At 34.3% G+C, this 22259-nt stretch carries 26 protein-coding genes; 22 read left to right on the forward strand and 4 right to left on the reverse strand.

Annotated features, from left to right (window positions below; genetic code table 11):
• Positions 1–62: 62 nt before the first annotated feature.
• Positions 63–923, reverse strand: a complete 861-nt coding sequence (galU, locus tag MHI39_RS11755; protein ID WP_078110760.1) for a UTP--glucose-1-phosphate uridylyltransferase GalU — start codon at positions 921–923, stop codon at positions 63–65.
• A gap of 173 nt (positions 924–1096) precedes the next feature.
• Here galU and MHI39_RS11760 point away from each other — a divergent pair, with 173 nt between their 5' ends.
• From MHI39_RS11760 to cysC, 9 genes are all read left to right on the forward strand, one after another.
• Positions 1097–2770, forward strand: coding sequence for a DUF6044 family protein (locus MHI39_RS11760; protein ID WP_342541435.1), 1674 nt, complete (start codon positions 1097–1099; stop codon positions 2768–2770).
• A 19-nt stretch (positions 2771–2789) separates the two neighbouring features.
• Complete coding sequence (locus MHI39_RS11765; protein WP_259545268.1) at positions 2790–3827, forward strand: glycosyltransferase family 2 protein; 1038 nt, start codon at positions 2790–2792, stop codon at positions 3825–3827.
• On the forward strand, positions 3781–4218 hold the full coding sequence (locus MHI39_RS11770; protein ID WP_259545269.1) for a GtrA family protein: 438 nt from the start codon (positions 3781–3783) through the stop codon (positions 4216–4218). The genes MHI39_RS11765 and MHI39_RS11770 overlap by 47 nt, the downstream gene beginning before the upstream one ends.
• Before the next feature lie 66 nt (positions 4219–4284).
• Positions 4285–4488: a YozQ family protein gene (locus tag MHI39_RS11775; protein ID WP_058004419.1), complete on the forward strand. Its 204-nt coding sequence runs from the start codon at positions 4285–4287 to the stop codon at positions 4486–4488.
• 434 nt (positions 4489–4922) lie between these two features.
• Positions 4923–5693: a phosphosulfolactate synthase gene (locus tag MHI39_RS11780; RefSeq protein WP_058004420.1), complete on the forward strand. Its 771-nt coding sequence runs from the start codon at positions 4923–4925 to the stop codon at positions 5691–5693.
• The gene (locus MHI39_RS11785) at positions 5675–6226 is read left to right on the forward strand and encodes a phosphoglycerate mutase family protein (protein WP_235813338.1); all 552 of its coding nucleotides are present in this window, start codon (positions 5675–5677) and stop codon (positions 6224–6226) included. The genes MHI39_RS11780 and MHI39_RS11785 overlap by 19 nt, the downstream gene beginning before the upstream one ends.
• Positions 6227–6239: 13 nt before the next feature.
• Complete coding sequence (locus MHI39_RS11790) at positions 6240–6953, forward strand: phosphoadenylyl-sulfate reductase (protein WP_276532096.1); 714 nt, start codon at positions 6240–6242, stop codon at positions 6951–6953.
• 35 nt (positions 6954–6988) lie between these two features.
• Entirely contained in the window at positions 6989–8152 is a 1164-nt protein-coding gene (gene sat, locus MHI39_RS11795; protein ID WP_259545271.1) for a sulfate adenylyltransferase, read from the forward strand.
• Entirely contained in the window at positions 8142–8741 is a 600-nt protein-coding gene (cysC, locus tag MHI39_RS11800; protein ID WP_058004423.1) for an adenylyl-sulfate kinase, read from the forward strand. Before sat ends, cysC begins: the two co-directional genes overlap by 11 nt.
• A gap of 8 nt (positions 8742–8749) precedes the next feature.
• Here cysC and MHI39_RS11805 read toward each other — a convergent pair whose 3' ends face one another.
• Both MHI39_RS11805 and MHI39_RS11810 read right to left on the reverse strand, forming a co-directional pair.
• Positions 8750–9367 (reverse strand): YitT family protein, encoded by a 618-nt coding sequence (locus MHI39_RS11805; protein WP_180212163.1) that lies wholly within the window; start codon positions 9365–9367, stop codon positions 8750–8752.
• 108 nt (positions 9368–9475) lie between these two features.
• On the reverse strand, positions 9476–9682 hold the full coding sequence (locus MHI39_RS11810) for a hypothetical protein (RefSeq protein ID WP_058004425.1): 207 nt from the start codon (positions 9680–9682) through the stop codon (positions 9476–9478).
• A 173-nt stretch (positions 9683–9855) separates the two neighbouring features.
• On the opposite strand from MHI39_RS11810, the gene MHI39_RS11815 reads away from it, so the two are divergent.
• Positions 9856–12033 carry a DNA topoisomerase III gene (locus tag MHI39_RS11815; protein ID WP_078110756.1) on the forward strand — a complete coding sequence of 726 codons (2178 nt, stop codon included), beginning with the start codon at positions 9856–9858 and terminating at the stop codon, positions 12031–12033.
• A 155-nt stretch (positions 12034–12188) separates the two neighbouring features.
• Here the strand turns inward: MHI39_RS11815 and yhfH are convergent, their stop codons facing one another.
• A complete protein-coding gene (gene yhfH, locus MHI39_RS11820) occupies positions 12189–12332 on the reverse strand; it encodes a protein YhfH (RefSeq protein ID WP_235813343.1) in 144 nt (47 codons plus the stop codon).
• A gap of 257 nt (positions 12333–12589) precedes the next feature.
• Between yhfH and MHI39_RS11825 the strand changes: the two genes are divergently transcribed.
• The 12 genes from MHI39_RS11825 to hisH all read left to right on the forward strand — a co-directional run bounded on the left by MHI39_RS11825 (position 12590) and on the right by hisH (position 22247).
• Positions 12590–12721, forward strand: coding sequence for a hypothetical protein (locus MHI39_RS11825; RefSeq protein WP_257234068.1), 132 nt, complete (start codon positions 12590–12592; stop codon positions 12719–12721).
• Between the two features lie 259 nt (positions 12722–12980).
• Positions 12981–13871 carry a zinc ABC transporter substrate-binding protein gene (locus tag MHI39_RS11830; protein WP_259549522.1) on the forward strand — a complete coding sequence of 297 codons (891 nt, stop codon included), beginning with the start codon at positions 12981–12983 and terminating at the stop codon, positions 13869–13871.
• A gap of 17 nt (positions 13872–13888) precedes the next feature.
• Positions 13889–14647, forward strand: a complete 759-nt coding sequence (locus tag MHI39_RS11835; protein ID WP_342541278.1) for a metal ABC transporter ATP-binding protein — start codon at positions 13889–13891, stop codon at positions 14645–14647.
• Positions 14648–14652: 5 nt separating this feature from the next.
• A complete protein-coding gene (locus MHI39_RS11840) occupies positions 14653–15582 on the forward strand; it encodes a metal ABC transporter permease (RefSeq protein ID WP_058004429.1) in 930 nt (309 codons plus the stop codon).
• Positions 15582–16454 carry a metal ABC transporter permease gene (locus MHI39_RS11845; protein WP_216383452.1) on the forward strand — a complete coding sequence of 291 codons (873 nt, stop codon included), beginning with the start codon at positions 15582–15584 and terminating at the stop codon, positions 16452–16454. The genes MHI39_RS11840 and MHI39_RS11845 overlap by 1 nt, the downstream gene beginning before the upstream one ends.
• A gap of 68 nt (positions 16455–16522) precedes the next feature.
• On the forward strand, positions 16523–17188 hold the full coding sequence (locus MHI39_RS11850) for a sigma-70 family RNA polymerase sigma factor (RefSeq protein WP_342541279.1): 666 nt from the start codon (positions 16523–16525) through the stop codon (positions 17186–17188).
• Between the two features lie 18 nt (positions 17189–17206).
• On the forward strand, positions 17207–17779 hold the full coding sequence (gene clpP / locus MHI39_RS11855) for an ATP-dependent Clp endopeptidase proteolytic subunit ClpP (protein ID WP_216383207.1): 573 nt from the start codon (positions 17207–17209) through the stop codon (positions 17777–17779).
• A 193-nt stretch (positions 17780–17972) separates the two neighbouring features.
• Positions 17973–19100 (forward strand): ATP phosphoribosyltransferase regulatory subunit, encoded by a 1128-nt coding sequence (locus MHI39_RS11860; RefSeq protein WP_216383209.1) that lies wholly within the window; start codon positions 17973–17975, stop codon positions 19098–19100.
• Positions 19097–19720 (forward strand): ATP phosphoribosyltransferase, encoded by a 624-nt coding sequence (gene hisG / locus MHI39_RS11865; protein ID WP_071974913.1) that lies wholly within the window; start codon positions 19097–19099, stop codon positions 19718–19720. Before MHI39_RS11860 ends, hisG begins: the two co-directional genes overlap by 4 nt.
• Entirely contained in the window at positions 19717–21012 is a 1296-nt protein-coding gene (gene hisD, locus MHI39_RS11870) for a histidinol dehydrogenase (RefSeq protein WP_058004434.1), read from the forward strand. The genes hisG and hisD overlap by 4 nt, the downstream gene beginning before the upstream one ends.
• A gap of 42 nt (positions 21013–21054) precedes the next feature.
• On the forward strand, positions 21055–21642 hold the full coding sequence (hisB, locus tag MHI39_RS11875; RefSeq protein WP_259545274.1) for an imidazoleglycerol-phosphate dehydratase HisB: 588 nt from the start codon (positions 21055–21057) through the stop codon (positions 21640–21642).
• Positions 21639–22247, forward strand: coding sequence for an imidazole glycerol phosphate synthase subunit HisH (hisH, locus tag MHI39_RS11880; protein WP_071974911.1), 609 nt, complete (start codon positions 21639–21641; stop codon positions 22245–22247). The genes hisB and hisH overlap by 4 nt, the downstream gene beginning before the upstream one ends.
• Positions 22248–22259 lie beyond the last annotated feature (12 nt).

Here is a 22259-nt window from a genome sequence, read left to right on the forward strand (position 1 = left end):
TAAACATTTATCTTCCTTTCATAGGAATAAAAACATTATTTGAGTAAAGGTTATGATGAAGATTAATAACGAAGTTGTTTCAGATACATTGCCATTTTTTCTTTCAAGTCTGGCCGGTTCAAGGCAAAATCAATGGATGCTTGTAAAAATCCTAATTTATCGCCAATATCATATCGATTTCCCTTGATATTGTATGAAAAGATTGCTTCTTGATGGAGTAATAATTGTAAGGCATCAGTAAGCTGGATCTCCCCATTTTCGTCAGGTTTGACCTTTTCAATCATATCAAAAATAGCAGGAGTTAAAATATATCTACCTATTATGGCTTGTGTAGAAGGAGATTCTGCAATGGTTGGTTTTTCAATGAGGTGGTTTACTTTATATAGATCGCCAATCTGTTCTGTATAGCCGACAATCCCATATTTTCTAACCTCTGAGCGAGGAACCTCTTTACAACCTAGAATACTAGTCTTATTTCTTTGAAATTCACGAATCATCTGTTGTAAGGCCGGTTCTACACTATCAATAATATCGTCGCCAAGGAGGATAGCAAAAGGCTGATTACCGATAAATTTTTTAGCACATAAAACTGCATGCCCAAGTCCCAAAGGTTCTTTTTGTCTTACGTAATGGATATCAGCTAATTGAGAGATATTACGAATCATCTGAAGCATTTCAAATTTTCCGGTTTTATTTAATAACATTTCCATTTCAACGGATATATCAAAATGATCCTCAATTGCCCGTTTATTTTTACCAGTTACGATAATTATATCTTCAATTCCTGAAGCGATGGCCTCCTCAACAATATATTGAATTGCTGGTTTATCAACAATTGGAAGCATTTCTTTGGGCTGTGCTTTTGTTGCTGGCAAAAAGCGGGTACCTAATCCTGCAGCGGGAATGACTGCTTTTTTTATCATTTAGAACACCCCTTGTTATTTATTAGATGTCTTTTTATTTTGTATGAGAGGTGAAGGTTGTATTATCACAAATGAATGAGGAAGGAACAAGAGCAAAGAAATAGGAATATTATTCTATATTTTGCGAAACGATATTATCGTCAATACAATTTTATGAGGTGTAGCAATTGCAATTGCAAAACAAAAAAAAAGAACAACTTATATTGATCATAGCATTTCTGTTACTAGCGATTTTTGTTTCTCCACTATTTATTTTAGGAGAAGACGCTCATATCCGTGTACATGATAATTTGGATTCCAATTTAGCTTGGTATAAAGTTTTAGCAATGAGTGGACAATTAACTGGGCCATTAAATGGCTCTATTTCACAAATTATCAATGGGAATTTATCGCGAAATGCTTTCGGAACGGAGTTTAGTTTAATCGTTTGGCTGTATAAGTTATTTCCTACAATGATCGCTTATGCTCTTAGCCAAACGATTACAAGAGTCGTTGCTTTTATAGGGATGTACCTTTTACTAAAAAAGCATTTTCTATATGAAAAAGGCTGGGAAATCGTTAATGTCGGTACGGCACTTGCTTTTGCATTTACTCCTTTTTGGCCATCAGGTATGTTAAGTACGCTTGGGATGCCATTAGCCCTTTGGGCATTTTTAAATATTAGAAAAGGTGAAAGCTTACTTCGTAATTACGTAGTTCTAACTCTAATTCCGTTTTATTCTAGTATTGTGTTAGGCTTCTTTTTTTTCTTAACAGTAATGGGAATATTGTGGTTAGTAGATGTAATAAAGGGGAAAGGATGGAATCCTCGATTTATCCTATCAATTATTTATATGACCTGTGTCTATTTCCTTGTTGAATATAGACTAGTTTATTCTTTTTTATTTGACCATGTGCCAAACAGTAGAGATGAATATTTTCATGCTAGACTGTCATTTTGGCATTGCATTCGTCTTACTTTTAAAAATTTTATTTTCGGTCATCATCATGTGGCAACTATCCATACACTTGTCATTTTACCTGTCATGATTCTTGCTTTTTTTCTCATTATAGTAAAAAAACTGTGGAAGCAGGAAAAAGTGTTTGTTTCTTTATTTATATTAAATTTTGCGTTATCTGCGTGGTATGCCTTTTGGTTTTATAAAGGTTGGCTTCCGGTAACGAAAATGTTTCATTTTATGGATACTTTTAATTTTGCAAGATTTCACTTTTTAAGACCGCTTATTATCTATGTATTATTTGCCCTATCATTAAAAATTCTTTTCAAGTATGGGAGCTTTCGGAAGTTAATCCTAGAAGGATTCGTGCTATTACAAATAATTGTCATTGTATTTTTTAATGAGGAGATCCTTTTTCGAGATAAACCATCAGTTAAGCAATTTTTTGCAGTGGATCAATTCAATGAGATTAAAAATTATATTAACTTGCCACTAGAAAGTTATCGTGTAGCAAGCATTGGACTCCATCCGGCTATTGCCCAATATAATGGGTTTTACACATTGGATACATACAATAATTTTTATCCTTTAAGCTATAAATATCAGTTTCGAAAAATTATTGAAAAAGAACTTGCGAAAAATAAAACCATTCGAGTTTATTTTGATGAATGGGGTGGACGTTGTTATATGTTTTCAAGCGAACTTGGAAAACATTATATGTTTAAAAAACACACAAAAAAAAGAGTGAAAAATTTAGAACTTAATACGGATGTTTTCAAGGAAATGGGAGGAAGATTTATTTTTTCTGCTGTTCCAATTGATAATGCTATCGATAATAATCTTGCCTTAGAAAAGGTTTTTGAATCAAAAAGCTCAGCATGGAAAATCTATCTTTATAAAGCATTGTAGTAGTAGGAGGAGGGATTAAATGGATCACCCGATTCTCACAATTGTTGTTCCCTGTTATAACGAAGAGGATGTTTTAGAAGACTCCATTTTACAATTAGATCAGTTACTAATGAATTTGGAGGAAGAGGGACTAATATCGGATAAAAGTAAAATTCTTTTTGTTGATGATGGAAGTAAAGATGATACGTGGAGAATGATTTATAAAGAAACCTTAAAAGGAGGAAGAATTAGAGGGTTAAAACTGTCAAGAAATGTTGGACATCAGCATGCGCTCCTTGCTGGATTATTTTCTGCCAAAACAACTTCTGATTGTGTCATATCAATTGATGCTGATTTACAGGATGATATTTATGTTGTTCGTGATTTTTTAATTAAATTTCACGAAGGCTATGAAATCGTTTATGGAGTTAGAAGCAACAGAGATAGTGATACATTCTTTAAAAGGAGTACAGCTCAAAGCTTTTATAAACTAATGAAAATAATAGGAATTGATTTAGTGTATAATCATGCGGATTTCCGTTTAATGAGCAAACGTGCAATAGACGAGTTAGAACGTTTTGAAGAAGTTAATTTGTTTTTACGAGGAATTGTCCCACTAATAGGATTAAAATCCACACAAGTTTACTATGTGCGTAATAAAAGGTTGGCTGGTAAAACGAAGTACCCATTAAAGAAAATGATTGCCTTTTCATTTGAAGGAATTACCTCTCTTTCGGTTACACCTATCCGTTTGGTGATGGTAGTAGGATTCTTGTCTTTCCTTATCAGCCTTGTATTTGGATGTTATTTTTTAGCATTAAAGTTTTTCGGTCATACAACGACTGGCTGGACTTCATTAATTACTTCTATATGGTTAATTGGCGGGTTACAGTTAATGTCTATTGGTTTAGTGGGGGAATATATCGGTAAAATATATAAAGAGACGAAACGGCGACCTAAGTTTATTATCGAAATGGACACCTTAAATTTACCCATTCCCCGTCATTTAATAAATGCCGGAGGGAAAGATCATGAGCTCAATCGTACAAGCTTTAGAAATTTATCTGAAACGAACTAATTCATTCATTCGTTTTTTGCTCGTCGGAATGATAAATACTCTTATCGGATTATTTATTATGTTCACGTTATTAAATGGTTTTCATCAACCATATTGGCTCTCCACTTTTATAGGGAATGGGACTGGTGCATGTGTTAGTTATTTTTTAAACAGAGTATTTACGTTTCAAAGTAGAGTGGAGTTGAATAAAAGTGTAATTCTATTTATTGTGACGATCCTTGTCTGTTACTATCTCTCCTATTCGCTCAGCCATTTGATTGTATTTAATCTTTTAAGCACCATGATAAAAGGTTTCTACTTATCTGATGAAGAACAGGCGATCCTAATCGGGACTGGATTTTATACGATTATGAATTATTTAGGACAAAAGTACATTGTTTTTAAAAATTAGATACCTAATAATTCCTGACTGGATTTTATCAAAATGAAAGAAAATAATGAAGAAAGGGTGGGATGTATGGATAAAAAATACAATGAAGAAAGCTTAAAAGTAGCGGGTAAGCACTATCAAACAAAGGATTATCAGGGAAATGACCAAACATCAACAGGCTTAGCAATTACACATGAACAAGTAAGTGATGCTTATATTGAAGGCGAAATCAACGCGGTTCTTGATAATGAGCGAACAGAAATTCCGCACAAAGGTTATGAATCTGAATAGATTTAAGAATACGTCGATTGACTATAAAACCGGACAATACTCGTCCGGTTTTTTCATTTATTCAGGGCAAACGCCTATTTTTCATAGAGTCGGGTTATATTTTTACACATTCGCCTAATTTTTGAATACTCTATCTTACGAAAACTGCATGGTAACACATGTTAATTTTCACTTTGAAAAGTTAATTCTATGCATTAAACCGTGCGTTATCTTTCCTTATAGTAAAAGTTCTTTTCTCAAACACTGTTGGTATTTAGGTAAAGTTTTAACAAAAAAATAAGTTGAAGTGCCTCAAACCCTTCATTCTATCGAGAAAAGAGCTGTAATCATTTTATAGAAATATGGTGTACTTTTTTGGTGCAAAAGCAGGCAGCTTTTACAAAAGAAACAAACTATATGAAAACAATCAAAAAAATAGAGGAGGTGCTTCTCCTATGGAATTTTTAAATCTACCAGAAAGAACAAAAGGAATCAGAACGAATGGGATTACATCAGTTGCTGATTTCGGAACTCCAATGGGAGAACTAGATCACATATTAGCAGACTATGGCCATATTATTGATATTGCCAAAATGGGAATTGGATCTGCGTATGTTACACCTAAAATCAAAGATAAAGTAAAACTATATAAGGAGTATAATATAAGGCCTTATTGTGGAGGAACATTATTTGAAAAATGCTTTTATCAAAACAAAATTGCCGAATATCAATCTTATTTATATAAATTAGGAATTGAATGGGTAGAAATATCAAATGGAACACTCGATATACCGATCGAAGAACGTTTAAATATGATTGCTCTTTTTAGGGAGGATTTTCATGTAATTGCTGAGGTCGGATCTAAAGACGCAAATAAGGAAATGTCAGAAAGCAAATGGAAGGAAGAGATGAAACTTTTATTTGATGCTGGATGTGAGTACGTTATTACAGAAGGGAGAGATTCTGGTACCGCAGGTATATATGAAAAAAGTGGGGAAATAAAGTCGAATTTAATTCATGAATTAATAAAGGATTTTGATTGTAATAAAATTATTTTCGAAGCCCCCACAGCAAAACATCAAATGTATTTTATTAAAGAAATAGGACCAAACGTCAATTTAGGAAATGTAAAATTGAACGATGTACTAGTCTTAGAAGCACAGCGTTGTGGCTTAAGAAGTGAGACCTTTTTTTTGGAGGAAAGTGAGTGCAAACTATTACTTTAATAAGACATTTACCGACTGAATGGAATAAACAAGGCTTATTGCAAGGAAAAAGAAATATTGATATTTCCTATCCGAACAGTAAAATCCAGGAAGAGATTCAGCATAACATAAAGCTACTTAGTAAGCTTTCCCCATTTGATCTTGTGTTAGCAAGCACCCTAAAAAGAACACAACAAACGGCTAAATGGTATGGTTATCTTTTTAAAATAGAAGAGCTATTGGATGAATTAGACTTTGGTCCATTTGAAGGTGTTTCAAAGAGAATGCTTTATAAAGAGTATGGGAATCAATGGATTTGTAATCCTAGTGAGATCATTTTAGGTGAAAGCCTCGACCATTTAGAACAAAGAATTAGAATGTTTATAGATAAATATAAAGAGTGTAACAATCTTTTAGTTTTTGGTCATGGTGCTTGGATACGTGCGTTTGTTTCCCTAAATCAATATGGGCATATAAACGAAATGAATAAAATTACGGTTGAAAACAATAAATGCATGGTTATAACATCGACCATTGTTGATTCAGTTCAATAAAGGAGGGATAAATTTGTCCCAACAACTTACCTATGAAACGTTTGATGAAGAAAAAGTAGCTAATTTAATTAGTGCTCAACCAGATTTTATCGGTATTTTAAAATGGGCTTTTCAAGAGTATAAGGAGGATGAGATTGTTTACGCATGCAGCTTCGGGGCAGAGGGAATCGTGTTAATAGATTTAATTCATAAGGTGAACAAAAACGCTGAAATTGTTTTTTTGGATACGAATCTTCATTTCCAGGAAACCTATGAGTTAATCGATCAGGTGAGACAACGTTATCCTACTTTGAAAATAAATATAATTCAACCGAAATTAACTTTAGAAGAACAAGCAACAAAGTTTGGTAGGGAGTTATGGGTTCATGATCCAAATCAATGCTGTTATATAAGAAAAATTGTTCCATTAAAAGAAGCATTAGACAATGCGAAAGCTTGGATTACCGGTTTAAGACGAGAGCAATCTCCTACTAGGAGTAAGACTCAATATATTAATAAGGATGAAAGATTTAAGAAGGTGAAAATCTGTCCTCTTATCCATTGGACATGGGATGATGTCATGACTTATATAAAAATCAATCATCTCCCTTATAATCCATTACATGATAAAGGATATCCGAGTATTGGATGTGCGATGTGTACAAAACCAATTACAAATCTATCAGATTCCCGATCAGGACGATGGGCCGGTAGCTCAAAAACGGAATGTGGACTTCATCAAACATAAATAGATTATTACAAATAATAGGAAGGGGAAAAATAATGAGTAAAAGTATTCCACATGGAGGAAAATTGGTTAATCGAATCGACCTTCAGATAGAGGATGATTATTCTTTAAACTATGTTGAGCTAGATTCATTAGAAATAAGTGATTTGGAGTTAATTGCAAATGGCAGTTATAGCCCGTTAGAAGGGTTTATGGAAAGGGAAGATTATGAATCAGTCGTTCAGGATATGAGACTATCCAATCATCTACCATGGTCCCTCCCTATTACGTTAAGTGTCGACAAAAAGAAAGCAGAGGAATTACAAGTAGGAGAAACCATTAATCTTGTTTATGAAAATACTATTTATGGCCTAATGGAAATTAAAGACATCTATTCTCCTGATAAAAATTTGGAAGCATTGAAGGTGTATCAGACGACCGATGACCTTCATCCAGGAGTAAAGAAGCTTATGGAACGACCTGAAGTATATTTAGGTGGCCCGATTACCTTAACTAAACGAATTGAAAAACAACAGTTTGCTAATTATTATTTGGACCCTGTACAAACAAGAAAGCATTTTGAAGATAAAGGGTGGAAAACGGTGGTTGGATTTCAAACTAGAAATCCTGTCCATCGAGCCCATGAATATATTCAAAAAACAGCCTTAGAAATTGTTGATGGTTTATTTTTAAATCCACTTGTAGGTGAAACAAAATCGGACGATATTCCTGGGGAAATTAGAATGGAAAGTTATCAAGTATTACTTGATAATTATTATCCGAAAGATCGAGTATTTTTGTCTGTGTTTTCTGCTGCAATGCGCTATGCTGGGCCTAGAGAAGCTATTTTTCATGCGCTGGTAAGGAAAAATTTCGGATGTACACATTTTATTGTTGGAAGAGATCATGCTGGTGTAGGAAATTATTATGGGACCTACGATTCCAAAAAAATATTTAGTCACTTTAATGAAGCTGAATTAGGAATTAAACCGTTGTTCTTTGAACATAGTTTTTACTGTAGGAAATGTGAGAACATGGCATCAGATAAAACATGTCCACATCATGAAATTCATCGAGTTATTTTATCCGGAACAAAAGTAAGAGGGATGTTAAGAAATGGTGAACAACCACCTAAGGAATTTAGTCGTCCTGAAGTGATAGATATATTAATTCAAGGAATGAAGAAAGATAACTATGAGGGTGTAGGATATGGGAAGTAACCACCTTACTTGGCATGAGGCAACAATCACGAAAAAGGATCGCCAACGAAAAAATCAACATAAAAGTGTGGTCTTATGGTTTACAGGATTATCTGGATCAGGGAAATCTACGCTAGCAAATGCTGTAGACAATGAACTATTTAAACAACATTATCAAAGCTATTGTTTAGATGGAGACAATATCCGGCATGGGTTAAATCGGGACTTAACATTCCGAAATGAGGATCGTAAAGAGAATATTCGTCGAATAGGTGAAGTAGCGAAACTTTTTGTAGATAGTGGTCAAATAGTTTCCACCGCTTTTATTTCTCCTTTTCGTGAAGATCGACAGTTAGTGAGAAATATGTTTGAAAAGGATGAGTTTATCGAAATTTACGTAAAATGTCCGATTAATATTTGTGAAGAGCGAGATCCAAAAGGATTATACAAAAAAGCAAGACTAGGTGAAATATCTGATTTTACGGGTATTTCTTCCCCATATGAAAGGCCGAATAACCCTGAAATTGTGATTCAAACAGACCGTTTAAGCATTGATGAATCAGTCAGTATTATATTATCACATCTAAAAGATAAAACGATCCTGTATTAGGGATCGTTTTATCTTTTTCGCCAGTTTAATGAGAGAGAACTACCTTTTGGCAATTTCATTTCATTAATAAAATCAATAATATTTGTAGAAAAAAACTGACATATAATTGCATAAATTACGATTTTATAATCGATTACAAGAGAAGTTAATAAAAAGATAAATAGATTAATACCCATCATCACTTTTCCAGGACTCCAATTTTTATAGCTGGCTATCATTAAAGCAGGAATGACCATACCGCCGCTTGAAGCTCCTAGCCGTATCAATATGCCAACACCTATACCAAAGAGAATACTACCAACTAAAACATCAAATAGGATATGAATATGTGGTAGAATATTTTGAGATGTCAAGACGGTAACAGTAGCTGATGTAGTTGCTACAGAAATGATTGTTCGGAAGGTCCACGCAGATCCAAAATAATTTAAAGCAAATAGTAAAAATACAGCATTGGCAAGCCATAACGAAAAACCAAGTGAAAGATGGAACCAATGATTTAATAAAAGGGCTAAACCTGCTGCACCACCTGAAGGGATAGAATGTGGAAATAGAAATAAAGACATAGCGATTCCTTGTACAGCAGCACCAAATAATAGGCCTAGATATGTAATGAGAGTATTTTTCATTGCTAATTAAAACGATCTCTTAATTTAATTATCGAAACATCCATGCATATTCCCCCTTCTTGTCCATTTTATGAGGAAGGAATTAAAAATATGTTGTCTTTTAGAACTTTATACTCGGATTATCATATAGTCATTATTTTTTAGCTTTACAACGTCTGCCTTCAAGGCACTAGCAATATCGTTAGTGGTCTCTTTTAGTTCATCTTCAGTGTTAAATGATAAAAAAAGAGGAGCACCTGAAATTTTTCTGTCCTTATTTGCTGTCAAATAGGCTAAAATTTTATAATCTGGCTTGTTAGAAGATTCTTTTCCCATTTTATACTCCTATCCTAACGTTTTTGTTTATCCTTCCACTGGAATGATAGTATTATTCATTTGAACCAATACCTTTAAAATTTGATATACTAAGTATGGATTTATTTCTCTAATAAAAACGTATAAAGCAAACTATTAAATACATAAAATTTGAAAGAAGGTTTTTGGAATCTATGTCTTTTCCATTAATCATTGCTGAAAAACCTGACCAAGGTGCAAAGCTAGCAGCACCTTTTCCTCATAAGAAAAAGAAAGGATACATCGAAATTTCCTCAAACCAAACATTCCCAGAAGGTGCCTATTTAACTTGGGCGGTTGGACATTTATGTGAGTTAATTCCGCCGGAAGAGTACGATCCGAAGTGGAAAAAGTGGTCACTTGATACCTTACCGATTTTACCAGAATCCTTTCACTATAAAGTAAAACGTGATAAGTGGAATCAATTCAAGATAATTAAGGATCTTTTAAATCAACCATTAGTTGATGAAGTAATTATGGCTGGAGATGCTGAGCGTGAAGGGGAAGCTATTATTCGCATCATTTTAAAACAAGCTAAAAACCGTAAACCGATGAAAAGATTGTGGATTTCTTCATTAACAGAAAAAGCAGTCATTCACGGCTTTCAAAATTTATTAAATGAAGACGAGACACGTTCGATCTATTTTGAAGCCATGAGTCGAGCATGTGCAGATTGGTTAATCGGTATGAATGCATCACGTGTTTATACATTGTTACTGCAACAGAAAGGGATTAATGATGTGTTCTCAACAGGACGAGTTCAAACCCCTACACTGGCTTTAATTGTAGAGAGAGAAAAAGAAATAGAACAGTTTAAGAGTGAACCCTTTTGGGAGGTAAAAGCAACTTTTCAAATGGATCAAAAAAAATACGAAGGGATTTGGCATTTAGATCAAGAAACTCGAATCTCTACCCAGGAAAAGGCAGATGCTATTGCCGATTTTTGTAAGGGAAAAAAGGCGAGAGTGATGGATATCCAAAAAGAGAGAAAAGAATTTCATCCGCCATATTTATATAATCTTTCTGCTTTACAGGCAATGGCCAACAAATTATTCAAGTTTCCACCGAAGAAGACATTGGACATTGCTCAAAAGCTTTATGTGCGTGGAATTATATCCTATCCAAGATCTGATTCCAGTTTTGTAACGAAGGAAGAGGCTGAGATGTTTCCTGAAATTTTGAAACAGATTGGTGAAATGAATGCATATAAAGATTATTTTCCACTCCCAAACCAGTCAATAATTGATAATAAGCGCTATGTGAATCCTAAAAAGGTTACTGATCACTATGCAATTATTCCAACGGAACAAGTAGTCGATCCAAGTAGACTTGAGAAGGATGAACAAAGGATCTATGACCTAATTATTAAAAGATTAATTGCTGCCCATTATGAAAAAAGCATTTTTGATTATACAACGATACACACGATTGTTGAAGAACGAGCAACCTTTGTTTCAAAAGGAAAACAAATGATTCAAGAGGGATGGAGAAAGGTTCTCCATCAAACAGATGACAAGAAAGATGAGGATCAATTACTCCCAGTTTTACTGAAGGATGAAACGGGTATTGTCAAACAATCAAGGGTGAAAGAAGGAAAAACACAGCCACCCAAACGATATACAGAAGGACAGCTTATTACGTTAATGAAAACAGCGGGAAAATTTACTTCGGACGCAGAATTACAAAGTATACTAAAGAAGACGGAAGGATTAGGTACAGAAGCTACACGAGCAGGGATTATTACTGTATTAAAAGACCGTAAGTATATTGAAGTAACTAAAAATCTAGTCTATGCTACAAAAAAAGGGATTTTATTGATTGATAGTATCGGTAAAAGTATTTTAGCCTCACCGGAAATGACAGCTAAGTGGGAAAAAAGGTTACAGGAGATTGGCGAAGGACAAGCTTCCCCGGCCATATTTATGGAGCAAGCAAAAAAATTGTCCATGAAATTAATTGATGATGCAAAAAGTGCTGAAGGACAATGGACCTTTTCCGAAGACTTACTTGAGGAAATCTCTCATTTTACGAGTAAAAAACAAGGACGTAAACATGCGAAAGCAAAATTAGGAGCTTGTAAAAAATGTGATGGAAGCATCGTCGAAAAAGGAAATTTTTATGGGTGTACGAACTATCAAAAAACAAAATGTGATTTTACGATTTCTAAAAAAATACTCGGGAAGACCATTTCACAAAAAAATATTTCGAAACTACTTAAGGATGGAAAAACAGAGCTAATTAAAGGATTTAAAAAAGAAGAGAGAAATTTTGACGCTTATCTTGAATGGGATCAAGAGAGGCAAAAGATCCAATTTTTATTCCCTACAAAATGAACATATAAATTCGTTGAAAACGAGAAGAGAACCTTCTCGTTTTTTTATATAGGTTCTTTACTTAAATTTGATTCTATTAAAGTATTATTTTTAACTAATGCAGTTGAAAAACGCTACACCATACATTTCACAAAAAGAAATAAAAGTACTTACTATTACTCTAATTTATTAGCTAAACAACGTTCACATTCTAGAATATAGGATTCAGCCTGATCTTCTACTTTTTCCCCACATTCCGGACAGATTTTCTTTGAATTCATTAAATTGTAAAAAAATTCAACAGGATTTTGTAACACGATACTCGCCTCCATTTTTTAAAATATACAGAAAAGTAAATGTTTTTTACAGTATATACTTATATAAAACAGTTGTAAAAAAATTTATTCTGTTATGATACAGATTATGAGTAGAACTTCCATTTGTGATAGGTACTTTCCCAATTTTAAAAAATTTTTAGTATATACATAAATTATATTTTTGCAAGAAGTAAACTTTTTTACCTTTATGCATATAATTTTTAAAAAATAACGTTTATATTGAAAATGGAGGAATGAAGATGAGAAAGAGTTTGATATTTTATACGCTGCTATGTGAAAAAATAGGGATATTAAGTAAGGAAGATGCGAAAATTATATTAGAAAATAACCAAGTTCAAATTAAAAATTTGCATCATAACAATGAACATTAATTTAGTGAATTTTAAAAATTCTATTGACATTATTCCAGTTTTGTTTTAGTTTTTCACTAAGGAAACATTTTTGTGTTGATATATTTTTTTGTCTAAAAGTTGCGTAAGGGAAAGAAAATGGTATATGACTAAATAACTTGAAGGGGGGTAAAATAAAGGATTTTAAAGTTTTATTAGTAAAAAAGTATGCCTAGAGAATAAAGGAGGAATAGCTTTAATGCGTCACTTAAAATATTTTTGTATTTTATTCGTTATAACAATGGTTTTCATTTCAGGCTGTGGAAATAGTGCAAAAACTAGCAAACAGCATGAAGGTAAAATTCAAATAACAACTACAATTGGCATGATAAAAGATATTGTAAACGAGGTAGGTGGAGAGCATGTAGCAGTGGTTGGCTTAATGAAATCTGGTGTTGATCCTCATCTTTATAAAGCATCACAGGGAGATATACAGAAGCTTGAAGAGGCAAATATCATTTTCTATAACGGTTTACATTTAGAGGGGAAAATGATTGATATATTCGAAAAGATGGCGAAGAAAAAAACAACGATCGCAGTGTCAAAGGACATTTCCGAAGATCTGTTACGAGGTTGGGATGATGGGACAGAAGGACATGATCCACACATTTGGTTTAATGTAAAGCATTGGATAACAGCTACAAAAACAGTACGTGATGAATTAATAAAGTATGATCCAGATCACAAGGAGGATTATCAAACGAATGCAGATGCATATATCAAAAAATTGGAGGAATTAGACCAGTATGCGGAGGATAAAATTGCAAGTATTCCTGAGCAAACCCGTGTTTTAGTAACAGCTCATGATGCATTTGGCTATTTTGGAGACCGATATGGTATAGAGGTGATGGGACTCCAAGGCATTAGTACAGCTTCTGAATACGGATCAAAGGATGTCAGTGAGCTTCGGGATTTTTTAGTTGCTAATAAAATTAAAGCTGTTTTTATGGAATCAAGTGTGCCTAAAAAAGCTATTAATGCGGTTGTAGAAGGAGCAAAAAAGAAAGGACATAATGTAAAAATTGGTGGCGAACTCTTCTCTGATGCAATGGGTGAAGAAGGAACTCCTGAAGGAACCTATATTGGAATGGTGAGACATAATGTAGAAACCATTGTAGATGCATTGAAATAAAAAGGAGGAAATTCAAGATGATTACACCATTAAGTATTCGGAATTTAACTGTAGCATATCAAAAGAAACCTGTCCTAGAAAATGTTACCTTTGATATTCCTGAAGGAAATTTAATCGGTATTATTGGTCCAAATGGAGGGGGGAAATCAACACTTATTAAGGCGATCTTGGAATTAATTCCTTCTGTTTCAGGCACTGTTGAAATATATGGGAAAACGTATAAAGAGAAAAGGAAAATTGTTGGATATGTTCCGCAAAGGGAATCGGTAGATTGGGATTTTCCTACTAATGCATTAGACGTCGTAACGATGGGAAGATATGGCCACTTGGGTTGGTTTAAACGACCAGGGATGAAGGATAAAAGGATCGCTATGGAATGTTTAGAAAAAGTAGGGATGGAAGAATATGCACAACGGCAAATTAGTCAATTATCAGGTGGACAGCAGCAGCGTGTGTTTCTTGCAAGAGCGTTAGCACAAGATGCCCAACTATATTTTATGGATGAACCATTTGTTGGAGTGGATGCGGCGACCGAAAAAGCAATTATTACACTTCTCAATGATTTAAAAAAGCAAGGTAAAACAGTTTTGGTTGTACATCATGATTTAAATACGGTTCAAGAATATTTTGACTGGCTTATCTTGTTAAACGTTCATCTTATTGCGGCAGGACCTACGAAAGATTTATTTACTAAGGACCATCTCCAAAAAACATATGGTGGCAAATTAACGATGCTTGATTCTGAAACATCACCAATACTGATTAATTCGAGGTGAGAGAAATGAATATCTTTCAAGTTTTTCAAGACCCCAATACTCAATGGATCTTATTTGGTTCCGTTTTACTCGGTATAAGCAGTGGGGTGATCGGATGCTTTGCTTATTTGCGCAAACAATCGTTAATGGGTGATGCTTTATCTCATGCTGCTTTACCAGGTGTATGTCTTGCCTTTATATTAACTGGAACGAAATCAATCTTTTTTTTCTTAATTGGCGCGATGATCGCTGGTATTTTAGCGACAATGTCAATTAGTTTTATTACAAGATATTCTCGGATTAAACAAGACTCTGCATTAGGGATTATATTAACTGTATTTTTTGGCATTGGAATTGTTTTATTAACACAAATTCAGCATAGCGCGAGTGGAAATCAAAGTGGATTGGATAAATTTTTGTTTGGTCAGGCGGCATCAATGGTTCATTCCGATGTGTATACGATGGCAGGGATTAGTTTGTTTTTAATTGGAGTAAGTATTGTCTTCTTTAAAGAATTTAAACTACTATCCTTTGATCCAGGCTTTGCAAAAGGAATCGGTTTACCTACAATGATTCTTGATCAATTTATTATGCTACTTTTGGTCATAGCTGTTGTGATTGGAATACAAGCTGTGGGAGTTGTTTTGATGGCAGCATTATTAATTACCCCAGCTGTATCAGCTCGTTATTGGACGGAAAAATTGCATGTAATGATTATATTAGCGGGACTGTTTGGCGGAACAAGTGGATTAATTGGTACAATTATTAGTACATGGGCAAATAATTTACCAACTGGTCCATTGATCGTCCTTTCAGCAACAAGTATTTTTGTCGTTTCAATTGTATTGGCTCCTAGTCGAGGAGTATTAGCTAAGGCTATGAGACAGAAAAGGGCAAAAACAGAAATATTGAACCAACAGCAACTTAAACAAGCAATAAAGGATGGAAATGCATGATGAATCATATATGGATTATGTTAATTGGAGCATTAGTTGCTTCTTCGTGTAGCTTGGTAGGTTGTTTTTTAGTATTGAGAAAAATGTCAATGATTGGTGATGCTATTAGTCATGCCATATTACCGGGGATTGTTATTGCCTTCCTTCTAAGTGGAACAAGAGATTCCTTCGTCATGATGATAGGTGCTGCGGTTATAGGGATCATTACTGTTTTTCTTATACAAATGTTTCAAAATAATGGTGTACAATCTGATGCATCGATTGGAGTCGTTTTTACAGCACTATTTGCAGGAGGAGTCGTATTAGTCAGTTTATTTACTAGGCAGGTTGATCTGGATCTTGATTGTGTTCTATATGGGGAAATTGCTTATGCACCATGGGATACATTTATAATAAATGGGATGGAATTAGGTCCTAAAGCGGTCTGGATCGTGGGGAGTATTTTTTTATTGAATATTCTAGTAATTGGGCTCTTCTATAAACAATTTAAGCTTTGTTCTTTTGACCCAGCAATGGCAGCTGCATTAGGAATACCAGTTGTTTTCTTTCATTATTTGTTAATGAGCCTCGTTTCTTTAACAACTGTTTCCTCTTTTGAAAGTGTTGGTGCCATTCTTGTTGTTGGAATGATAATAGTTCCTGCGGCAACTGCATATTTACTTACTGATCGGCTGTTTATCATGATTATTTATAGTATGATTGCAGGAATCGCGAGCGCGGTATTAGGTTATTATTTTGCCTATTTAATGGATGCATCAATTGCAGGATGTATGATTATGGTAGCAGGCTTCCTTTTCTTCATTACTTTGTTTGCTTCGCCGAAGCATGGAGTTTTATTTAAAAAATGGCGGAGAAAAAAATTAGTGATTTAATTTCATACCCGTAACTTTTTCTTGTTAAAATTCGTTTATTATATAGAGGTTCAAAAGGAGTGATCACTTTGAAAACCAAGCTTGGTAATGAATCTGGTATTGATAAAACAGACATAACAAATTTCTATCCTGCTCTAAAGAGGTATTGTCGAATGGTGACAAGAAATAACTGGGATGGAGATGACTTGGCTCAAGAAACGATGGAAAAAATGCTTAAAACATATATTGATAAAAATGCAAGTATCAATATAACCTTATTGTATCGTATTGCACATAATCGATGGGTAGATCAAATGCGAAAAGATTCGAAAGTAGTAAATGGTTCATTAAAAGAACCATCCTATGATCCGATAAAGGATCTTCCTGAACTATACTCAACAATTGAAAAACTTGTTTCAAATTTATCTTATCAACAGACTGTAATTTTCATTTTAAAGGATGTTTTTCAATTCAGTCTTTCAGAAATCTCCGAATCCTTAAATATGACAGAAGGCGCCATAAAGGCTTCATTATTTAGAACTCGTAATCGTTTAAAAAATATTGTGGCAGATAATGATCCTCAAAGGTTGTTGCAGTCATATATGAATATGGATGAGAGGGAAGCTTTGCTTCATGCAACGTATGAAGCGATAAAAAATGAAAATCCATCTATTCTTGTAGAATTATACCGATTGTTTAACTTGAAATCTACATCACCTTCCATTTCGACAAGCCTCCAACTACGAGCAGCTTAAAAAACAGGAGGAAAAAGCATGAATACAATTCCATATGTAATCGAGCAATCATCGCGTGGTGAAAGATCATTTGATATTTATTCAAGATTATTAAAGGATCGTATTATTATCATTGGTGATGAAATCAATGATTCAGTTGCAAACAGTGTAGTCGCACAATTATTATTTTTAGCTGCTGATAACCCAGATAAAGATATCTCCATCTATATTAATAGTCCTGGCGGATCGACATCAGCTGGTTTTGCCATTTTGGATACAATGCAATATATCAAACCTGATGTACAAACCATCTGTATTGGTTTAGCTGCCTCATTCGGTGCAATGCTGCTATTGGCAGGAACAAAAGGGAAACGAATGGCATTACCAAATAGTGAAATTATGATCCATCAGCCTCTAGGTGGCGTAAGAGGGCAGGCTACTGATTTAGAAATATCTGCAAAAAGAATCTTAAAGCTTAAAGAGCATTTAAACAAAATGATTGCTGAACGTACAGGACAATCCTATGACAAGGTTGCGCAAGATACCGATCGAGATTATTTCATGTCTGCTAAAGAAGCTCTTGAGTATGGGATTATTGATAAAATCATTTGATATTAATTTTGATAAAGGGAGTACACTTTAAAATTAGAGGTGTACTCTTTTTTTACGTAGTTAAAAGCCATTTCATTAATTTTAATGTATTGACGTTTTTCAAAGAACTGTGCTATTGTAAATACAACTCAAAATACTTTAGTTTGGTAGAGTGATAATATACTAAAGAATCAGTGGTGTAGGAAGTGAAAATATGTTTTTACCAAGTGGTAGTAAAGATATGTTGGGGAGTAGAGTTAGCCGGCAGAACCAGGTGTTTGAAACATTTCGACAAGTTGTTACTTTAAGGGGGTATCAAGAAATAGCGACTCCGGTTGTAGAATATGCGAGTACATTTACAAATGAATATGTCGGAATGCCCCTGCAAAACATGTTGAAATGGTTTAACAGTGATGGTGATATTGAAGTATTAAGGCCGGATTGGACGACAGCCATCGCAAGAGCTATAGCAAAGCATAGTGACAAGCCTCAAAAATGGGCATATCAAGGATCTATTTTCAGAAGAAATAAACTGGGGGTAGAGGGTAGACAGGTTGGAATAGAAATAATCAATTATACCAATCTACTAGCTGAAAGTGAATGCTTATTTATGGCTAGAAATTTTCTTAATGAGTTGAAGATATCGGAATACATAACCGAACTAGCCCATACAGGAATTTTTGAAGAATTATCCAAGCAATTAAATTTAAGTGAAAATGATTTTGAGCAATTGCGTTTAGCTATGCATGATAAAAGAAAAGATACGGTTTATCAAATAGCTAAAAACCATGGCAATCATGAGATTGCCGATGAGTTTGTATCTTTGGTCGATGCCTATGGCAACTTTGAGTCAGTAATTGAAATGTATGAAATCCGATGGAAAAATAACGCCACCTTATTGAACATCCTAGGGGAGATAAAACGATTATCACTGATGCTACAGTCAATGGGTGAAACAGACATAATCGTTGATTTAGGAAGAGTAAAAAATCTTCCATATTATTCTGGGATGATGTTTAGAGGTTTTCTGAAGGAAAATGGTGCAACGTGTTATTCAGGTGGCCGTTATGATAAATTGTATGAACAATTTGAACAAAGTATTAGTGCTGTTGGTTTAGCATTTGATGCAGATCAGTTAGCTGAACAAATACAAGTAGAGAAAAATAGAGAAAAAATTTGTGTGATTGCAACTGAAGAAACGTATTCAATAGCAGAACAATTAAGGGAACGATATAAGGATTCAATTGTTGAAGTTCTGGATAAGGAAACAAACCTAGATGCGTTTGATAAGGTGCTAAATATAATAGGAAGCAATGGTGATTACGAGGTGATTGAGAAATGAAGATATGTATTGCATTAACAAAAGGTAGGCTAGAAGAACAATTTCTTAATTATTTTCGCACTTTATCTTATAATATTGATCCTTTAGTTAATAAGGGAAGAAAACTATCTGTAGAAACAGAAAATTTTCAGTTTATTTTTGCTAAGGGTGTAGATGTAGCAACATATGTTGAACATGGAATTGCGGATATTGGCATCATTGGTGAAGACATTCTTCTTGAATATCAACCAGATGTTTATAATTTATTGCCTCTCCCGTTTGGAAAATGTCGTTTTTCACTAGCGGAACAAGAAAAAAAAGGTGTCAAACGAAAACAGAAACGGACCATTGCAACTAAATATCCGAATGTTACAACAGATTTTTTTCGAAAAAAAGGGGAATCTGTTGATATTGTAAAACTAGAGGGTTCAGTTGAACTAGCACCATTATTGGGTTTAGCAGATGCAATAGTTGATATTGTAGAAACTGGAACGACATTAAGGGAAAATGGCCTAATTGTAACAGAAGATATTCATTGGATTTCTGCGCGTTGCATTGCCAATCGATCATCTTTGAAAATAAAACGTGAGCTAATAACACCTTTAATTGAGGCGATTTTTCCTAAGGAGGAAATTCGATGATTCGCAACTATTCACCTGAGCAATTTATCAATAATTTTATTCAATGTCGGTATAAAGAAAAATCAATGCAGGAAGAAATAGTAAACATTGCAAAGGAAGTCATTAAGTCTATTCGTTTAAATGGAGAAGAAGCTCTAAAAGAATATGTAAAGAAATTTGATGGTATAGTACCAAAACAATGGGAAGTTACAAAAGAAGAAAGAGAACTTGCATGGAAAAATATATCAAATGAAATCGTTGTTACGCTAAAAAAAGCGGCTAAAAATATTAAAGAATTTCATAAAAAACAACTTCAACAGTCCAGATTTATGGATTTATCTGATGATATCATATCTGGTCAACTGTTTCGTCCGATAGAACGAGTAGGAATCTATGTGCCTGGTGGAACAGCCTGTTATCCTTCAACTGTACTTATGAATGCCATCCCTGCTTCCCTTGCAGGCGTTGAAGAGATCATCATGACCACTCCTGCAAGAATGGGAGAAAGGATTTCACCTATTTTATCTGTAGCAGCAGATATTGCAGGTGTAGATAAGATATATAAAATTGGTGGGATTCAGGCAATTGCAGCACTTGCATATGGGACCGAAACGATGCAAGCAGTGGATAAAATTGTTGGTCCGGGCAATGCCTATGTTGCTGCAGCAAAATCACTAGTATTTGGTGATGTTGGTATCGATATGATTGCAGGTCCATCTGAAGTAGCTATCATTGCGGACGAAAATGCGAATCCAACATTTATTGCAGCAGATTTAATTGCTCAAGCTGAGCATGATGTTCAAGCACGCACTTTTCTTTTTACTACTAGTGAGAAATTATTGAGCGAAACCAAGTTGGAATTAATTAAACAATGTGAATGTTTACCGAGGAGGGAAATTGCTGAGAAATCACTAGAATTTCAAAGTGCTAGTGTCATAGTTGATTCGATAGATATGGCATTTGATTTGGTGAATCAATTAGCCCCCGAGCATTTAGAAATTCAATTAGATCAGCCTCTAACCTATTTAAATAAAGTCAAAAATGCGGGTTCTGTTTTTCTTGGTTATCATACTCCTGAAGCACTTGGGGATTATTTTGCAGGCCCTAACCATGTATTACCAACAGGCGGTACAGCAAGGTTTTCATCCGGACTATCCGTTGATGATTTTATGAAAAAAACTACATTTTTATATTATTCTAAAGCAGCTTTGGAAAATGCCTCCAAAGATGTGGTTACATTAGCAAATCAAGAAAAGTTAGCCGGACATGCACGAGCAGTTCAAGTAAGAATTCAAGAAAATAAACAAATGTAATAGAATATGGCCCGATGGACTTGTAAAGAAGGAGTGAGCTTCATGCGTACAGCAGAAAAAAGTAGACAAACAAATGAAACATCGATATTTGTGGCAATTCACTTAGACGATCCGTCAAATGTTTTAATTCAAACAGGGATCGGTTTTTTTGATCATATGCTTGAGTTATTCGCCAAACATGGAAGGTTCGGACTTCATATTAAAGCAGAAGGAGATCTACACATTGATAGTCACCATACAGTAGAAGATGTAGGAATTGTTTTAGGTCAAGTAGTGAAGGCAGCATTAGGAAATAAAGAAGGAATTTCAAGATATGGATCTTCTTACGTACCGATGGATGAGACATTGGGATTTATAGCAGTAGATATTAGTGGCAGACCATATCTACATTTTGATGCACAATTTACTAATCCTAAATTAGGTGCATTTGATACGGAATTAGTGAAAGAATTTTTTATTGCTTTTGCTTATCAATCAGCCATTACATTACATGCTAGAGTGTTATATGGAGAAAATACGCATCATCAAATTGAATCATTGTTTAAAGCCTTAGGACGTGCACTTTGTCAGGCAATTACCATTGATCCGAAAATAAATGGAGTCAATTCAACAAAGGGGTTACTCGAATGATTGCTATTATTGATTATGGAATGGGGAATATCTCAAGTGTATCCAATGCGCTGATAGATTTAGGCTGTGATGTATGTGTGACTGATAATCAAACAGAACTAGAAAGAGCATCACATATTATCCTTCCAGGAGTCGGTTCATTCCAAGCGGCTGCTCAAGAACTTAATAACCGCCAATTGCGAGAGATTTTACATGAATTAGCCAAAACCAAGCCCATTTTAGGAATATGCTTAGGAATGCAATTATTATTTACAAAGGGTTATGAGGGGGAGCAATCATTGGGTTTAAATTTAATTCCAGGAACAGTTGAAAAAATGCGTACAGTTGATCCACTCCCCCATATCGGATGGAATACACTTGATGTTAAGGACGAAGAATTTGGAAGATTTCAAGATCAATATGTTTACTTTGTTCACTCCTATATAGCAAAAACTGATTCTAAATATGTATTGGCTACAACGGACTATGGTACACAGATTCCAGCAATTGTGCGTAAGGGAAATATCTATGGAATGCAATTTCACCCTGAAAAAAGCGGGGCTGTTGGAAGGAAGTTAATAGAAATATTTCTTCAATCAAATAACATAAAAATTGTAAATAATTAAGTTAGGTGGTTA

Source organism: Heyndrickxia sp. FSL K6-6286 (genome assembly GCF_038630395.1).
Classification (GTDB): Bacteria; Bacillota; Bacilli; order Bacillales; family Bacillaceae_C; genus Heyndrickxia; species Heyndrickxia oleronia.

Bases quoted from the DNA above. Each gene is read 5' to 3' on its own strand.
- MHI39_RS11825 (WP_257234068.1), top strand. From the start codon at position 12,590: ATGAGAAAGAGTTTGATATTTTATACGCTGCTATGTGAAAAAATAGGG.
- MHI39_RS11810 (WP_058004425.1), bottom strand. From the start codon at position 9,682: ATGGGAAAAGAATCTTCTAACAAGCCAGATTATAAAATTTTAGCCTAT.
- galU (WP_078110760.1), bottom strand. From the start codon at position 923: ATGATAAAAAAAGCAGTCATTCCCGCTGCAGGATTAGGTACCCGCTTT.
- MHI39_RS11830 (WP_259549522.1), top strand. From the start codon at position 12,981: ATGGTTTTCATTTCAGGCTGTGGAAATAGTGCAAAAACTAGCAAACAG.
- clpP (WP_216383207.1), top strand. From the start codon at position 17,207: ATGAATACAATTCCATATGTAATCGAGCAATCATCGCGTGGTGAAAGA.
- MHI39_RS11780 (WP_058004420.1), top strand. From the start codon at position 4,923: ATGGAATTTTTAAATCTACCAGAAAGAACAAAAGGAATCAGAACGAAT.
- MHI39_RS11765 (WP_259545268.1), top strand. From the start codon at position 2,790: ATGGATCACCCGATTCTCACAATTGTTGTTCCCTGTTATAACGAAGAG.
- MHI39_RS11775 (WP_058004419.1), top strand. From the start codon at position 4,285: ATGGATAAAAAATACAATGAAGAAAGCTTAAAAGTAGCGGGTAAGCAC.
- hisG (WP_071974913.1), top strand. From the start codon at position 19,097: ATGAAGATATGTATTGCATTAACAAAAGGTAGGCTAGAAGAACAATTT.
- MHI39_RS11860 (WP_216383209.1), top strand. From the start codon at position 17,973: ATGTTTTTACCAAGTGGTAGTAAAGATATGTTGGGGAGTAGAGTTAGC.
- hisD (WP_058004434.1), top strand. From the start codon at position 19,717: ATGATTCGCAACTATTCACCTGAGCAATTTATCAATAATTTTATTCAA.
- MHI39_RS11815 (WP_078110756.1), top strand. From the start codon at position 9,856: ATGTCTTTTCCATTAATCATTGCTGAAAAACCTGACCAAGGTGCAAAG.
- MHI39_RS11835 (WP_342541278.1), top strand. From the start codon at position 13,889: ATGATTACACCATTAAGTATTCGGAATTTAACTGTAGCATATCAAAAG.
- cysC (WP_058004423.1), top strand. From the start codon at position 8,142: ATGGGAAGTAACCACCTTACTTGGCATGAGGCAACAATCACGAAAAAG.
- sat (WP_259545271.1), top strand. From the start codon at position 6,989: ATGAGTAAAAGTATTCCACATGGAGGAAAATTGGTTAATCGAATCGAC.
- MHI39_RS11840 (WP_058004429.1), top strand. From the start codon at position 14,653: ATGAATATCTTTCAAGTTTTTCAAGACCCCAATACTCAATGGATCTTA.
- hisH (WP_071974911.1), top strand. From the start codon at position 21,639: ATGATTGCTATTATTGATTATGGAATGGGGAATATCTCAAGTGTATCC.
- MHI39_RS11845 (WP_216383452.1), top strand. From the start codon at position 15,582: ATGAATCATATATGGATTATGTTAATTGGAGCATTAGTTGCTTCTTCG.
- MHI39_RS11770 (WP_259545269.1), top strand. From the start codon at position 3,781: ATGAGCTCAATCGTACAAGCTTTAGAAATTTATCTGAAACGAACTAAT.
- MHI39_RS11805 (WP_180212163.1), bottom strand. From the start codon at position 9,367: ATGAAAAATACTCTCATTACATATCTAGGCCTATTATTTGGTGCTGCT.
- hisB (WP_259545274.1), top strand. From the start codon at position 21,055: ATGCGTACAGCAGAAAAAAGTAGACAAACAAATGAAACATCGATATTT.